A 14,978-nucleotide genomic window follows, 5' to 3' on the forward strand; every position below is an offset into this window, starting at 1 on the left:
ATACGTTTCAATCCGCCCACGAAAGGTGAGGTTGCCTGCCATGACAGAGCTGTCAGGACGAGCCGGCGCGGTACCCGGGCGACTGCGCGTCGACGCGCGCTCCACGGCGCGGGACGACCGCTTCATCATCCTCGCCACGTCGGCCCGCCCACGCCTGTCCTGGAGCCTGCCACTCGTGCGCGACGGCCAGGCACAGACCGCCTTCGAGGCCGTCGTGCACACGGGGTCCGGGGCGGCACCCGCGTGGACGAGCGGGACCGTCGAGAGCGCCGACCCCTGGACGCGGGTCTCGGTCGGCCTCGCCCCGCACACCGCAGGGACCTTCACGGTGCGCTGCCGCGACGAGGCAGGGGTGTGGTCGCCGTGGGCGACGCCGGTGCCGCTGGAGACCGGGCCGCACACGCTCGCGGACTGGGGCGGCGCGAGCTGGGTCGCCACTCCCCCGCCGGCCGTCGCACGCCGTACCTTCGAGCTGCCCGGCGCACCCCGCCGCGCGCGGCTCCACCTCACCGCTCAGGGCCTGGTCCGCGCGAGCGTCAACGGCACCCCGGTCAACGCCTCGGCGAGCGACCCCTCGCGCACCGATGCCGGTCTGGCGCTCTACCGCACCTACGAGGTCACCGATCTCGTCGTGCCGGGCGCCAACGTGCTCGACCTCGCGGTCGCCCGGGGCGAGTGGGCACGTACCGGCCTCGACCCACGCATCCTGGCCACGCTCGTCGTCGAGCACGCCGACGGCACCCGCACGTTCCACGGCACCGGAGCCGGCATGCTCGTGGGCGCCGGGCCGGTCACGATCGAGGAACCGTTCTACCTGGAGGCGCACGAGCCCGACCGCGCTCCCGCCTTCGGCACGGCATCGGTCTCGGTACTCTCGCCCGGCGGGTCGGGGAACGACGTCACGGCGCCGCCGCGCACCGTCCTGCCCGACCCCGGACCTCCGCTGCACGGGGTCGAGATCCTCGTCCCGACCCCCGTCGGCGGCACCGACCCGGCGGTACGGCTCTTCGACGTCGGCGTGAACGTGGCCGGCCGAAGCCGGCTGATCCTCGGGGACCCGTTGCCACCAGGAACCGTCGTCCAGGCGGTGCACGGCGAGCACGTGGGCAGCGACGGCCGGCTCGACACGACGAACCTCACCATGCCGTTCGACGACGGACGCGTACGGCAGGCGGTGCGGTACACGATCGGAGCGTCGGCGACCGGCGCAGGCCGCGCACTCGAGCCGTGGTTCAGCTACCACGGGTTCCGCTACCTCGAGGTGACCGGCCTGCCGGCGGACGCGCGGATGCGGGTCGAGGTGCGGACCCTGCACAGCGACCTGCGCCCGACCGGCGACCTCACCACCGACGCGCCCATGGTTGACGCGCTCGTCGCCAGAGGCCGGCGCACCGTGCTCAACAACGTGCACGGCATCCCGGAGGACTGCCCCACCCGCGAGCAGTCGGGCTGGACCGGTGACACCGCCAGCGCCGCGGAGCTCCAGGTCGCGGCGTTCGACATGCAGGCCTTCTTCACGAAGTGGCTGGCCGACCTCCGGACGAGCCAGCGGGCGGACGGCGCGATCCCCGCGATCGCGCCCGACGTACGCCCTGAGCGCGTCCCCGCCGACCCGGTCTGGGGCGCCGCGCTGCAGCGGGTCCTGGAGAACCACTGGCTGCACTACGGCGACCTCGACGTGGTGCTCGAGACCCTGCCCGCGCTACGCCGCTGGGTCGACTTCCAGCTCTCGTGCGCCGGCGACGACGGCACGATCAGCCGCGCCCCGATCAGCTACGGCCACGACTGGCTCGCCCTCGAGCAGACTCCGCCAGAGCTGCACCACACGGCCGCGACGCTCGACGCGCTCCGGGTGCTCGCCCTGTTCGAGAAGCTGACCGGGGCGGCAGAGGCAGCGGGCGCACGCCGGGCACAGGCCGACGCGCTGCGCCAGGCCGCGCGCGCGGCCTTCGTCGACCCGGCGGTCGACCCAGCGGTCGACCCTGCCGTCGACCCCGCCGTCGACCCAACGGCCGACCCGGCGGCCGCGCGGGGCGAGCTCTCGGTGGGCAACGGGTCCCAGGGGTCCCTCGCGGTCGCGGTCGAGAGCGGCTGGCTCACCCCTGCCGAGTCGGCCGTCGCCGTGGCGCGGCTCGAACGCGCCGTCCGCCGGCGTGGCAACCGCGTCTCGTCGGGCTTCGCCACCACCCGCACCGTGGTGCGCGCGCTCGCCCGCAACGGCCGGTCCCAGGTGCTCTTCGACGCCCTGCACCAGCCCGACGAACCAGGCATCGGGGCCATGCTCGACCACGGCCCCGGCACCTTCTGGGAGTGCTGGTGGATCGACCCGGAGAACACGGGGACCGGGTCGCTCGACCACGTCGGCCTCGGTGGCCCGTTCGCCGCGTGGGCGTGGGAGTTCCTCGCCGGGGTGCGCCCCGTCGCGGGCGGCTACGCGCGGTTCGTCGTCGAACCGTGCGTCGTGGCAGGGCTCACCAGGCTCACCCTCGACACCGAGACGGTCCGGGGGCGCATCGAGGTCCGGCTCGACCGGAACGGCTCGCGGCTCGGCCTCGCCCTGACGGTTCCCGTCGGCGCGGAGGCTCTCGTGCGCCTTCCCGGTTCGGCCGAGCAGGCCGCCGGACCCGGCCGGCACCGCTTCGTCGCGGACGTACCCGTGCCACGGCCCGTGCTGCCACCCCCCGAGGCAGGGGCCACGACCGCTCGGTGGGCGCCGACCTCGACGGACGTCGTCGGTGACGCGCTGCTCCTCCAGTCGGCGATAGCGGACCAGCGGTTCGAACCCGCAGGCTCGGCCTCAGCGGTCGCCGTGCTCGAGCACGGCCTGCGCTGCATGCCGGTACCGCACGCGCAGCTCGACGGGCCCGTCCTGCGGGTCAGCGGCGGCGCCACCGGCGAGCCGGCCGGCCCGCTCGCTCGCCTCCGGTTCCCCGGTCCGCTCGACCTCTCGCAGGCCCGGTTCGTGTTCGCGATGTTCGACCTGTGCTCCGACCTGTCCGCCCGTGCGCTGCGCACCGAGCTCCGGCTGATCTCCGCCGACGGCGAGACCCTCGTCACGAGCCATCGGCTCTGGCCGGCGGGCTGGGTGCGTACGACGCTCGCGGTCGCCGGCTGGGCGGGGGCGGACGCCGTGGTCGCGATCGAGGCCGGCCTCCGGTACGTCGACGGCGGCCCGACGGCGCCGTCGGGCCCACCTGCCGTGTTCCATCTCGGCCGGATCGGGTTCTCGCGCGCTCGTCCGACCTGGCCGTGACCCGCGGCGCCCGTCGCACGCGCGCTCAGCGTGGCGCGGAGCTCTCCCGGACCATCAGCTCGGGCGGGAGCCTCAGCTGCTGGTGCTCGTGCTCCGGGTCGTTCGACTCGGCGAGCACCAGCTCGATCGCACGCTCGGCCAGGAGCTCGGTGGACTGGCGGACCGTGCTCAGGGGGACGACGGCGGACTGGGCGTAGTCGATGTCGTCGTACCCCACGATCGCGATGTCTTCCGGCACGCGGATGCCCTCGGACAGCACGAGCGCCTGCAACAGCCCGAGCGCCAGCAGGTCGTTGGCGGCGAAGACGGCGTCGGGCCGTTCGTGCTGGGGCATCGCCTCGATCACGGCACCGGCGGCGCGGCCTTCGGCGATCGTCTGATCACGGGTGTCGACATGGCTGAGGCGGACACCCTGGTTCCCCGCGCAGACGTCCTGCGCGCCGAGCCAGCGGTCCTCCACCTGGTGCCGCGGACCGCCGAGGAAGGCGATGTGCCTGCGGCCCGTCTCGATCAGGTGCCGCGCGACCATCGCCCCGCCGGCCCGGCCGTCGAGAGAGATCGAGCAGAAGCCAGGATCGCCGTGGATGTCGAACAGGACGAGCGGCATCCCCCGGGCGCGCAGCTGCCGCATGCGGGCGGTGATCCCGTCGAGCGGCGCCACGAGCATGCCGCGCACCCGCTGCTCCTCGAACAGGTCGAGGTAGCGGTCCTCCCGCGCCTCGAGCTGATCGCTCGAGCCGAGCACGACCGTCTGCCCGACCCGCTCGCCGGCCGCCTCGCACGCGTGCGCGAGGTCGGCGAAGAACGGGTTGGCCACGTTGAGCACGATCATCCCGAGCGTGGTGCCCGTGCCCATCCGGAGCTGCCGGGCCAGGCCGTTCCGCACGAAGCCGAGGCCGTCCATGACCCCCAGCACACGGTCGAGAGTGGCCTGGGAGACCCGGTCGGGCTTGTTGAGCACGTTGGAGACGGTGCCCACCGACACACGAGCCGCCTCGGCGACCTCGCGAATGCCGACCGACCTGTCCATCACCCCTCCGACCGCTTGACCGAGCCTCCATCCTAGAGGCCGACCCGGGGCCGTCAGCGGCATGCCGTCGGCACCGGCTTCGGTCCCGCTACGAGATGGTTGACAGCCCGGGTCTTCGTCCCTAGCCTACTTGAAACGTTTCATCTTTGACATAGCAACGGAGCTATCCGATGAGCACCAGCGATGACCGTTCCACTCTGAGCCGACGCCTCTTCTTCCAGCGAGCCGGGGTCGTCGCCGCAGCGACCGCGCTGGTCCCCCACCCCGCACGCACGGCCGCTGCGGCGGACGCCGCCTCGTACCGGCTGGAGAACGGGTACGTCCGCCTCTCCGGCGCGCACGGCAAGCTCACCGAGCTGGCCTGCGACCCGGCCGGCACGGGACGCTACGAACCAACGGCCTTCCGGTCGGTGTTCCTCGGCGACTCCGACTTCTTCGACGCCGGGCACAACGGCGACGTCAGCTGGACCACCGAGGGAACGACGCTGCGGCTGTCCGGGATCCAGCTCCCCTCCCCGGCGAACCTCCGCCAGGAGCAGCTCAACGCACCCGTCGCCCTCCCGTCGGGCGGCACCCTTGGCCAGACGTTCGTCGCGACGGCCCACCGCTTCACGCGCGTCGGCGGCCAGTTCCCGACGTGGAACAGCTCGAGCTCCACCATGACGCTGACGCTGTACGCGGGCACCCCGTCCACCGGCCTGACGGAGATCGGCCGTCAGGTGGTCGATCCAGTACGGGACAACGGATGGGCCTACGTCGAGGTACCCGCTCAGCCCGCAGGCACCTACTACCTCGAGGCCTCCGACGGTTCAGGCTCCCCCGGCTGGTGGGCGTACAGCGGTGACACCAGCGTCGACGTCGGCGGCGCCGCCTACAGCGACCGGGCCAGGCTGTCCGGGCGAACGATGACCCTCGACGTCGTCGGCTTCGACGTCGACGGCATCGCGTCATGGGACCTGAGCCTCGACGGCCCCCGGCTGACGATGTCGCACGAGCTGCGGTGGCAGGGTGACCCGCGTGCCGACCTCGGCATGACGCTCAACACGTCCTGGGCCAAGGACGGCTTCTCGGTCGACTACGCAGACGGCGTCCTGTTCAGCCGGTTCATCGGCGACGACGGGTACTACATCCCGGCGCAGCAGCTCAAGCGCCGGACCGCCTGGACCAACCCCGTGCTGGGCACCAAGTGGGTGGGGGCCACCGGCACCGGCCCCTACGACCTCCGGTTCACGGCACCCAAGCCGATCCTCGGCGGCACGATGACCGACGACTCGATGAAGCTCTCGCTGAGCACCGGCAGCACCGAACCGGCGCAGGTGGTCTCGCGGTCGGTCACGATCGACGTGCAGGCCCACACCGAGGCGCTGCCCGACGCGTTCCCCGAGTTCCTGGCGTCGGACCAGGTCCGGGCGGCGCAGCTCTCGACGTTCTACTGGGAGCGCGCCCTGAGCTTCCGGTTCAGCGGGCACGCGGCCGACTGGGCCGACTGGGAGGGACGCGTCCTGGACTGGACGGGCACCGTCGGGGCGGCGGAGCAGTCGGCGAGCCTCCTGAACACCAAGCAGGACGACGACGGGTACGTCTGGTCCTGGACGGACTCACAGGGCTGGCCGTTCCCCGATCCCGAGCTCTACGACAGCAGGCACTTCACGTCCAACGCCATGTACATCCTTGGTGCCTGGCGCTACTTCTCCTGGACCGGCGACTCGGCGTTCCTGAGCACGATGCTGCCCCGCGTCCGGCGTGCCATGGACTTCTACCTCGACTCGCTCGGCGGCAGCAGCGGCGTCGTCACCATCGACTCGCCCGACCACGACGCGCGGGACGGGGCGGTGCCCTCCAACTACTGGGACATCACGTCGCACGGCTACCTCGACGCCTACGCCAACGCGTACTTCTACGGTGCCCTGAAGGCGATGGCCCAGCTCGAGGACTTCGTCGGCAACAAGGACCGGGCGAACGAGCTGAACGCCCTGCGCCCGACCGTCCGGGCGCGGTACAACGAGCTGTTCTGGAACGACGCCGACGGCCGGTACGTGCAGTCGATCGATGTCGACGGCGTGGTGCACGACTACGGCGCGACCTACGTGAATCTCGAGGCTGCGTCGTTCGGGCTGCCGTCGGCGGCACAGGCCGACCGGATCTTCGACTGGCTCGACAACGGTCGTACCGAGCTGCAGGACTCGGTGGTGCTCATCGAGGGCGGGAGCCAGGCGCCCAAGATCGAGCCGGGGCACACCATGGGGCAGAGCTTCACCGCCGACGCGCCGTTCACGAGCGTCGCGGCCCGGTTCCCGACCTACGGTGCGCGCGGGGCGGAGTTCACGATGACGCTCTACCGGGGCCTGCCGGGCAGCACGCCGCAGGACAAGGTCGCAGAGCAGGAGTTCAGCGACTGGGGCGACGGCGGCGTGGCGCACATCGAGGTGCCGAGCCAGGCACCGGGCGTCTACTACGTGGAGGTCTCCGACGTCACCGGGTCGCTCGCGTGGTGGTCGTCGGCGACCGCAGTGACCGGCGCGGCGGCCTACTCCGACGGCGTTCCGGCGACGGACTCCCGCTCGCGGTTCGTCGTCGCGCTCGGCGAGCACTACGAAGGGCCTGCGGACATCTACTCGACGTGGGTGTTCGCGCCGCGGGCGACCACCCGCCGGAACAGCTACTGGTTCTTCCTGAACAACCTCAACACCCCGTGGGGGCACCAGGTGCAGGACGGCGGTGCCATCCTCTACACCTCGGGGTTCGACGTGATGGCTCGTGCCAGCTATCGCTCCGCCGACGACGCATGGGCCCGGCTGACGGCGATCCTCGATCGCTGGAGCGAGCCCGACCACATCTCGGGCGGCACACCGCTGTTCCGCGGTGAGAGCACCGTCGACAGCGGCACGGGCAGCACCTCGGTCGGGACCGACATCCCGTTCCCGGAGAGCGGGCTGGCGCCGGCCAGCTTCATGTACGCCTTCGTGGGGGTGGAGGCAGAGCCGGACGGCCTCGTGATCACCCCCAACCTGCCCTCGTCGCTCAGCCACGTGGGCGTCCGAAACCTCTACTGGCACGGCAAGCGGCTCGAGCTGACGGTGACCCGCGACAGGATCACGCTGCGGGGCAACGGCGTCCGTATGAGCCGGCCGTACAAGCCCGGCAGGTCGGTGCGGCTCAGCTCCAAGCTGCTGTCGCGCTGACCCGACCGGCCCGAGGCGGAACCGGTCCGGCCTCGGCGACGTGAGACCGAACGAAGTCGTCAAAGGAGACGTCTGTGCTGATCACGAACTTCCGGCAGGCCGTGCGGCGAAGTCTGGCACCCGCCCTCGCAGCAGTCCTGGTCGGTGTCTCGCTCACCGGGACCGCCGCCGTCGGCCGCGCGGAGACCGGCGACCCCGGTGCGGTCACGGTCGGGACGCTGTCCGTGAACCACCTGGAGGACGCCCTCGGCATCCCCACGGACCCGCCTGTCTTCTCCTGGCACCTCGAAGGGCCCGGACGCGGGATCGTGCAGACGGCGAGACAGGTTCAGGTCGCGACGTCGGCCGACGGCTTCGACGACCCGGACGTGTGGGACAGCGGCCGGGTGGAGAGCAGCGAGTCGGTGAACGTTCCGTACGGCGGCGACCAGCTCGAGGCGACGACCCGCCACCACTGGCGGGTCCGGGTGTGGGACGGCGACGGCACGGCCACTCCATGGAGCGACCCGAGCTCGTTCGAGACCGCGCTGCCTGCCGACGCCACCAGTGCCCGGTCGTGGGATGCGAAGTGGGTCGGCGGCCCCCAGGACGGGGTGCTGGGCACCGAGTGGAGCGACTACACGCTGCGCATCCGGACCAGGAACATCACCGAGGCGCTCGGGATCGTCTTCTACTCCGACTCCGGGGCGGACAACGCCTACATGTGGCAGCTGTCCGCACGGGGCGAGCCAAGTCTGCGGCCGCACAGCCGGACCAACGGGAGCTGGGCACTGCTCGACGACGTCCCGGTCCCTGACGGGGCCCTGCCGGGCGGTTTCGCCGCCGAGCACGAGATCGCCATCGCCCTGGCCGACGGCCGGGCGACCACGAGCATCGACGGACAGGTCGTCGACTCGCGGGTCGTCCCCCTGCGGTCGTCCGGCACCATCGGGTTCCGGACGGCCCAGGGTGAGTCCGGCGACGTCGACGAGGTGACCGTCGTCCGGGGTGGCGAGACGCTCCTCCACACGGACTTTTCTGACGGGGTGAACCCGTTCGCGATCGGCAGCGTGGAGGACGGACGCCTGAAGGTCTCCGGCGTGGTGGAGGACGGCGTGCTCACCAGCGAGGAGCGTGCGCTGCCGCTGCTGCGCAGGGACTTCGGGATCGACGGCCCCGTGGCCTCCGCCCGGCTCTACTCCACGGCGCTCGGCGTCTACCGCGCCGAGATCAACGGGAGCCGGGTCGGGGACCACGAGCTGGCGCCGGGCTGGACCGACTACAGCCAGCTGGTCCAGTACCAGGTCTACGACGTCACCGAGCTGCTCCGGCAGGGGGAGAACACGATCGGCGCGATGCTCGGGACGGGCTGGTACGCGGGCCACCTCGCCTGGGTCGGCCAGCATCGTTACGGAACCGACCCCGCGTTCCTCGGCCGCCTCGAGGTCACCTACGAGGACGGGACCACCTCTGTCGTGACCACCGACGCGTCGTGGGAGACGGCGCAAGGGCCTGTCCTCGACGCGGACATCCTCATGGGCGAGACCTACGACGCCCGCAGGGAGATGCCAGGGTGGAGCGAACCCGGCAGCCCGGGCGACTGGACCCCTGCCCGCGTCTCCACTCCCCCGGTCGGTGACCTGCGGGCCCAGACGGATCCGCCGGTGCGCGTGACGGAAGAACGGCCCACCGAAGCCGTGACCACGCCCGCCGACGGCGTCACGGTCTACGACATGGTCCAGAACATGGTCGGCTGGGTCCGGGCCCGGCTGACCGGGCAGCCCGGCGACGTCGTGACGATCCGCCACGGCGAGGTCCTCAACCCCGACGGCACGCTCTACACCGCGAACCTGCGCACAGCCCGGGCGACCGACACGATCACCCTCGGCGCCGACGGGACCGCCGAGTACAGCCCGACGTTCACCTTCCACGGGTTCAGGTACGCCGAGATCACCGGTCTCGACTCTCCGCCCACCGCCGACGACGTCACCGGCGTCGTCGTGGGCACGGACAACCGCGCGACGTCGACGTTCGACACGTCCGACCCCATGCTGGACCGGCTGCACTCGAACATCGTCTGGGGTGTGCGGGGCAACTTCCTCTCCGTGCCGACCGACACGCCCGCCCGCGACGAACGGCTCGGCTATTCCGGTGACCTCAACGTCATCGCCGAGACGGCGACGTTCAACCACGACGCCTACGCCTTCCTGACCAAGTGGCTGCGGGACATGCGGCTCCGGCAGGCGCCGAACGGGGCGCTCCCCGGTGTCGCTCCCGGCACCGAGCCCGGCGTCGGCGAGAGCAACGTCTCGGCCGGCTGGGGCGACGCCGGCGTCACTGTCACCCATGCGACGTGGAAGCAGTACGGCGACGCCCGGGTCATCGAGGACAACTGGCAGATGATGGTCGACCTCGTCGGCTTCTGGAGCTCCGTCGCGCAGGACGACATAGTCCCGGAGGGGCACGGGATCGGCGACTGGCTGAACCTCGACGACGCCACCCCCAACACGCTGATCGCCACGGCCTACTACGCCCACGACGCACGGCTGCTCAGCGAGATGGCGCGGGCGACGGGCCGCGACCGGGAGGCCGACGAGTACCGTGCGCTGTTCGAGCGGGTCCGCGCCGCCTACGGCGACCGGTTCATCGCCGCAGACGGGACCATCGGGAGCGGCTCGCAGGCGGGGTACACGATGTCGATCGACATGGGGCTGGTCCCGGAGGACCGGCTGGCCGCGGTGGGCGACCAGCTCGTCGCGGCCGTCGAGGCCCGCGACTGGCACCTGTCCACGGGGTTCCTCGGCACTCCGCACCTCCTGCCGGCGCTGTCGGCCGTGGGTCGTGACGACGTGGCCTATCGGCTGCTGCTGGAGAAGGAGTACCCGTCCTGGCTCTACGAGGTGACGATGGGCGCGACCACCACGTGGGAGCGCTGGGACTCCATCCGTCCGGACGGCTCGTTCCAGGACCCCGGCATGAACTCCTTCAACCACTACGCCTACGGCGCCGTCGGTGAGTGGATGTACTCCTCGATCGGCGGCATCAGGGCGACCAGCCCCGGCTACTCGACCTTCGACGTCGCGCCTCGACCCGGTGGCGGGCTCACCCACGCCTCCGTGAGCCACGACTCGCCCCACGGAGCGGTCCGCTCCGCGTGGAAGGAGCGCTCCGACCACGAGCTCGCGCTCGACGTGACGGTCCCGGCCAACACGGCGGCACTGGTCCACGTCCCGGCGACCGGTCGGCACGCTGTCTTCGAGGGCGGCGCCCTCGCCGCCGACGCACCCGGCGTCCGGTTCGTGCGGATGCAGGGCGGGGCGGCCGTCTTCGAGGTCGGGTCAGGCACGTATGCGTTCGAGTCGCACGATGTGCGCGGCCACATCGGCAAGGCCGCCGACGAGGCCACGGCCTTCCACCAGGAGACGGCAGGGCTCGTCTCGTCCGGCGCGGTGGACGGCAGGGCCGCCACGCGCCTGCGCGCCGAGGCGTCAGCGCTCGAGCACGTCGTCGAGTCCGGCCGTGAGCACGTCTTCGCCGGCCGCGACCGCGCCGGCCTTGAGCTCGCGACGAAGGCCCTGGCCAGGGTCGCCGGCCTGCGGAAGTCCCTCGAGCGCTGGGCGGACGACGGCTCGGTCGGCGAGGGCGACGCCGAGGTGCTGACCGCGTCGCTCGACCGGACCGGCGCCGCGCTGTCCGCGGCGAGCACGCTGCTGCTCGGCGTGACCGTCACGCTCGAGCTCACGGAGCCGGACATCGTTCCCGGCTCCACCGCCCACCTGGTGGCGGCCCTCGTGAACGGAGGTAGCTCCCGGCTGACCGAACCGACCCTGACCCTCGACCTGCCCGCCGGCTGGTCGGCAGAGCCGGGGACCAGCCCTCGGACGGTGCGGCCCGGTACGTCCGCCGTGCTGCCGCTGACCCTTTCGGCAGGGGCCGACGAGCCGGTGGCCGACGGAGTCACTCTCGACGGCGTCGTGACCTACCGCTACGGTCGGGCCACGGTCACCGTGCCCGTGACGTCGGTCGTGGACGTGGTCTCCCCGGTCGAGATCGTCTCCGTGGTGGCCGAACCGGACGTGCTCGAGGAGCCGGGCGACTCGACGACGGCGGTCGTCACGATCCGCAACCGTCGTACCGCCGCGCCACTGACCGGCGTCGTCGAGCTCACCGGGCCTGACGGGTGGAGCCTGGACCCGACGACGATCCCGTACGACCTCGCCGAGGGCGCGGAGACGAGCCTCAGCACGTCGGTGACGTCACCGGACGGCGCCGGCGCGCAGGCCGGAACGATCGAGGTCACGGCTCGCTACGGCGACGCGGGGACGCCGGGCGAGCGCGCCGACCTCAGGATCACCACCGCCATCGAGTCGTGGGACTTCGAGACGGACGGTGATGCCGAAGGGTGGGAGCCGACGAACCACCTCGACGGCTTCACGGTGGCGGACGGCGAGCTCCGCGCCACGTCCACCGGCGGCGACCCTGTCCTGTCCTTTCCGGGGCCGATGTCGCTGGACGCCTCGGCGGGTGCGACCGTGGAGATCACCATGTCGTCGTCGACCGACGGTGAGGGACAGATCTTCTGGGGCACGGCGGACCAGCCAGGGGCCGCGGAGAGCAGGAGCGCCCGCTTCGGGGTCGGTGCGGGTGGGCCGCAGGTCTACCGGGTCACCGTCCCACCACAGGCGAGCCCGATCGTCGCGCTCCGGTTCGACCCGCTGAGCACCGCTGGTGACGTCCGGATCGAGAGGATCCGCGTGCTGCGCTAGCGACGTCGCGCGGTGGACTGGCCCAGCCCCGCCCCGCGAGCCACGGCCTCAGCGCTCGCGCAGCGCCGCCGCCAGCTCGCGCCGAGAGGCGATGCCGAGCTTGGCGAAGACCTTGCCCATGTGCCACTCCACGGTGCGCGGGCTGAGGAACAGCTCCGCACCGATCTCCGGGTTGGTCCGGCCGGCCACCGCGAGGCGCACGATCTGCCCCTCCTGGGCGGTGAGCTCGTCTGCCGCACCGGCGCTGCGCTTGCGCACCGTCTCACCGGTGGCCGCCAGCTCTCGGCTCGCCCGCCCGGCGAAACCGTCGGCGCCCGCCGTGGCGAACACCTCGTACGCGGCGCGGAGCTGGTCCCTTGCGGCGGTGCGCCGCTTCTCCCGGCGCAGCCATTCGCCGTACAGCAGGCGGGCACGGGCCGTCTGCAGGTGCAGTCGGGTGGCGCCGAGCCGCTCGACCGCCTCGCGGTACCGGCCGTCGGCCTCGGCCGGGGGTCCGGCGAGCGCATCCGCGACGGCCTGCGCGCCCAGGGCCCAGTCGGTTCCCGCAGCGCTGGTCCGTTCGGCGAGCCGCCCGCGTGCGTCCCCCGCGGAGCCGACGTCGCCGGCTCGCGCGGCAGCCTCGACAAGCTCGCCGAGCGCCCAGCCGGAGAGGGCGAGGTCGTCATGCTCGACCGCGTGGCGGGCGGCCTCCAGGGCCGCCGCGTACCGGCCGAGCCCGTTGTAGAGCACGGCCTCGGCGTAGCCGGCCAGGCCGAGCCAACGGCCCTCACCGCGGGCCTCTGCCTCTCGTACGGTGGCGTCGATCAGCCGCATCGTGGGTAGCTCCTGGCCCTGGTGAGCGGCGAGGACCAGCGCGGCGGACGGATGCGTGCCCGGCCCGGTGGCGTTCGCGAACGACTCGGCCTCCGTGAGCAGGTCCGACGCCGCGGCGAGCTGCCCTGCGGACACCAGCGCGACGGCCCGGGAGTCCAGGGCCGTCGGCAGCAGCGAGCGGGCGCCGGTGCTCCGGGCCGAGCTGAGCGCCTGCTCGGTGAGCCGCTCCCAGGTGCCGTCGTCCCACACCTCGATCGCTACCGGTGCGGTCAACCACAGCAGCGGCAGGTCCGTGTCGGTCAGCGCCTCCAGCGCCGTGCGCAGGTGAGGGACGGCCGCGGCGTACCCGGCGGAGGCCCGGACGGTGAGGCCGGTCAGGAACAGGTCGGCCAGGTCCTCGCCCGGCGGCACCTCGCGCGCGGCGTCGACCGCCCGGCTCAGGTCACCGCTCCTCAGCCGGCCGGCGTACTGGGCGGCGCCGAGCGCCAGGAGATAGGTCGCCCGGGCCGATGCGGGATCCAGGTCCTCCAGCCGGCGCGCGGCCTCCAGCAACGGCGCGCCCGCCCGGCCGCGGTCGAGCGTGAACGTGACCCGTGCCCGCAGCCGCTCCACCGCGGCGCGCTGCAGCGGGTCGAGCGGGCCGAGCTCTGCGGCTGCCAGCAGCGCGGGTACCGTGGTGACGGCGCCCGAGGCGAACCGGGCTCCCGCGGCGGCCAGGGTCCGCGCCGCCCGCGCCTTCGGGTCAGAGGTCAGCTCTGCGGCACGCTCCAGGAACGAGGCGGCAGCGGACCTTCCGCCGCGGGCGAGCGCCCGGTCGGCAGAACGCTCCAGCTCACCGGCCACCTCGTTGTCGGGTCCTGTCGCCGCGTGCGCCCGGTGCCAGGCATGGCGGTCGGGGTCCTGGCCCTGGTCGGTCACGTCGGCGAGCGCCCGGTGCACCTCCCGTAGCTCGGGTGCGGTCGCCGACCGCCAGCAGGCCGAACGCACCAGCGGGTGGTGGAACTGCACCCGGGTGCCGATCCGGAGCAGCCCGTCCGCCTCCGCGGGTGCGGCGGCGGCCGGCACGACGTCGAGGCGGTCCAGTGCCCGCCACAGGAGCGGCACGTCACCGACCGGCTCGACGGCTGCGGTGAGCAGCAGCCGCCGGGTGTCCGCGGGGAGCGCGGTGATGCGTCGCTGGAAGCCCTGTTCGACGCGGTTCACGAGCGGCGTCGAGCTCGGCGCGCCGAACCCGAACGCGAGCTCCGCCGGAGTCAGGCCGCGCGGCAGCTCCAGCAGTGCGAGCGGGTTGCCGCGGGTCTCGGCGACGACGCGTGCACGGACGTGGTCGTCGACCAGCTCCGGCAGGACCGTGTCGAGCAGCTCCCTGGCGTCCGCCGCCGGCAGCCCGTCCACGAGCAGCGTGGGCAGGCCGGAGAGGATCTCCCCGTCCCCTGGGCTGCGCAGCGCGAAGGCAAGGGCGACCGACTCCGCCTGCAGGCGGCGGGCCACGAAGGTCAGGATCACCTCGGACATCCGGTCCACCCACTGCATGTCGTCCACGATGCACACCAGCGGCCGCGTCGACGTCGCCTCGGCGAAGAGCCCGAGCACGGCGAGGCCGACCAGGAGTGCTTCCGGCGGGTCGCCCGCACCCAGGCCGAAGGCGGTGGCGAGCGTGTCCCGCTGTGGTTCGGGGAGCCGGTCAAGATGGGTCAGGAGCGGAGCGCAGAGCTGCTGGAGCGCCGAGTAGGCGACCTCGGCCTCCGGCTCCACCCCGGCCGCGCGGAGCACCGTACCGGTGGGGGCGTGCGCCGCGAGGTAGTCCAACAGCGCGGTCTTGCCTGAGCCCGCCTCGCCGCGCAGGACGAGCACCCGGCTCTGCCCGGCACCGACGTCACGGAGCAGGCGGTCGAGCGTCTCCGTCTCGCCCCGCCGGCCGCGCAACCCGGTACCCGCCGTATCACTCAGCAAGC

General features: G+C 72.8%; 5 protein-coding genes. 3 read left to right on the forward strand and 2 right to left on the reverse strand.

Annotation, left to right across the window (positions count from 1 at the left end; genetic code table 11):
* Positions 1 to 40: 40 nt before the first annotated feature.
* Positions 41 to 3,253: a family 78 glycoside hydrolase catalytic domain gene (locus tag ACFS27_RS19995; protein WP_377186423.1), complete on the forward strand. Its 3,213-nt coding sequence runs from the start codon at positions 41 to 43 to the stop codon at positions 3,251 to 3,253.
* A 25-nt stretch (positions 3,254 to 3,278) separates the two neighbouring features.
* Here ACFS27_RS19995 and ACFS27_RS20000 read toward each other — a convergent pair whose 3' ends face one another.
* Positions 3,279 to 4,283, reverse strand: a complete 1,005-nt coding sequence (locus ACFS27_RS20000; protein WP_377186426.1) for a LacI family DNA-binding transcriptional regulator — start codon at positions 4,281 to 4,283, stop codon at positions 3,279 to 3,281.
* Between the two features lie 170 nt (positions 4,284 to 4,453).
* Between ACFS27_RS20000 and ACFS27_RS20005 the strand changes: the two genes are divergently transcribed.
* Positions 4,454 to 7,465: an MGH1-like glycoside hydrolase domain-containing protein gene (locus ACFS27_RS20005; protein ID WP_377186429.1), complete on the forward strand. Its 3,012-nt coding sequence runs from the start codon at positions 4,454 to 4,456 to the stop codon at positions 7,463 to 7,465.
* Positions 7,466 to 7,539: 74 nt separating this feature from the next.
* A complete protein-coding gene (locus tag ACFS27_RS20010; protein ID WP_377186432.1) occupies positions 7,540 to 12,210 on the forward strand; it encodes a family 78 glycoside hydrolase catalytic domain in 4,671 nt (1,556 codons plus the stop codon).
* A 48-nt stretch (positions 12,211 to 12,258) separates the two neighbouring features.
* On the opposite strand, the gene ACFS27_RS20015 is transcribed toward ACFS27_RS20010, so the two are convergent.
* On the reverse strand, positions 12,259 to 14,976 hold the full coding sequence (locus ACFS27_RS20015; RefSeq protein ID WP_377186435.1) for a helix-turn-helix transcriptional regulator: 2,718 nt from the start codon (positions 14,974 to 14,976) through the stop codon (positions 12,259 to 12,261).
* Between the last annotated feature and the right edge of the window lie 2 nt (positions 14,977 to 14,978).

This window comes from Promicromonospora vindobonensis, from assembly GCF_042685865.1.
GTDB lineage: Bacteria > Actinomycetota > Actinomycetes > Actinomycetales > Cellulomonadaceae > Promicromonospora > Promicromonospora vindobonensis.

Coding starts and splice junctions, on each gene's coding strand:
- ACFS27_RS19995 (WP_377186423.1), top strand. CDS start 41: ATGACAGAGCTGTCAGGACGAGCCGGCGCGGTACCCGGGCGACTGCGC.
- ACFS27_RS20000 (WP_377186426.1), bottom strand. CDS start 4,283: ATGGACAGGTCGGTCGGCATTCGCGAGGTCGCCGAGGCGGCTCGTGTG.
- ACFS27_RS20005 (WP_377186429.1), top strand. CDS start 4,454: ATGAGCACCAGCGATGACCGTTCCACTCTGAGCCGACGCCTCTTCTTC.